This is a genomic window from Streptomyces milbemycinicus, from assembly GCF_002154605.1.
In the GTDB taxonomy this organism is placed as follows: Bacteria; Actinomycetota; Actinomycetes; order Streptomycetales; family Streptomycetaceae; genus Streptomyces; species Streptomyces milbemycinicus.
Map to the genome: position 1 here is coordinate 1 of NZ_MUNE01000784.1, position 1,023 is coordinate 1,023.

Here is a 1,023-nt window from a genome sequence, read left to right on the forward strand (position 1 = left end):
CACCGTCCAGATACCGGGCGCTGGGGGTCGCGGTGGTCAAGGGCGCCCGGTATCTGGACGGTGAGGTGGCGAGCCTGCACGAGCGGGGGTGGGGGCGGACCTTTGCGAACTGGCGGATCGACCACGACCATCACGGCGGCGGCTACGGCCGCGTCCCCGCCGAGCTGGCGGCCTTCGCCGAGGACTTCCAGGCGCTCCACGGCCTGGCCGTGGAGCGCCGCTACGTCGCCAAGATGCTGCGGTGCGTGTATGACCTGGCGGGTGGTGAGCGCCTGCCGCCGGGGAGCCGGGTCACGGCCGTGATCACAGGGCCGGCGGACCCCGTCCAGTGAGTTTGTGGTGAGTTCGGGACAGCGACACGCCGTGGCGTCGGCGTGTCGGTGTCCCAAAGCCACCACAGATTCCGGCTACTCCGGCGCGCGCAGCCGCATCACCGTGGTCGCCGCGTGGCGGGCGGTGCTGTCCCGCCGTACCTCGACCGTCAGCTCCGGGGCCACCGGCCGGTACGAGATCTCGGTGCCCACCATGTCCATGGCGGTGGGGGCGGGCTCGGTCCCGGGAGGCTCCGCGGGGGCGGGCAGGCCGCGCAGCGCGGCCGTGATCTGGGCGCGTACGGCCGGGGAGAGCGGGGTGGAGACCACGGGGTCGTCGGCGCCCGGCAGCACCAGCGCGAGCGAGCGCGGGTGGTAGCGGGGGCCGACGACGCCGACCACCACGGCCTCCCGCGTCTCGGAGTGGCGCAGCTTCCACCAGTGGCGGCCCGCGCGGTAGGGCTGGCCGAGGCTCTTGATGACCAGGCCCTCGACGCCGCTGGCCGGAAGGGTGTCGTACCAGGTGGCGGCGAGTTCGGGGTCGGTGGTCATGGGGACGGGCTGCAGCGGCGGCCCGTACGGTTCCAGCAGCGCGACGAGCCGGGCCCGGCGCCGCTCGTACGCCAGGGGGCGCAGGTCCTCGCCCCCGGCGGCCAGCAGGTCGAAGGCGGCGTAGGAGGCGGGGAGTTCGCGGGCGAGCCGGGCGGCGCGG

The 1,023-nt window shown here is 75.1% G+C and carries 1 protein-coding gene and 1 pseudogene; one reads left to right on the plus strand and one right to left on the minus strand.

Annotated elements, in window-relative coordinates; all coding sequences use genetic code 11:
- A pseudogene (locus CCN51_RS46115) lies at nt 1-332 on the plus strand (1-aminocyclopropane-1-carboxylate deaminase/D-cysteine desulfhydrase); the annotation flags it as partial.
- A gap of 75 nt (nt 333-407) precedes the next feature.
- Here CCN51_RS46115 and CCN51_RS46120 read toward each other — a convergent pair.
- The coding region (locus tag CCN51_RS46120; protein ID WP_483883469.1) for an ATP-dependent DNA ligase at nt 408-1,023 on the minus strand (616 nt) is incomplete at its 5' end.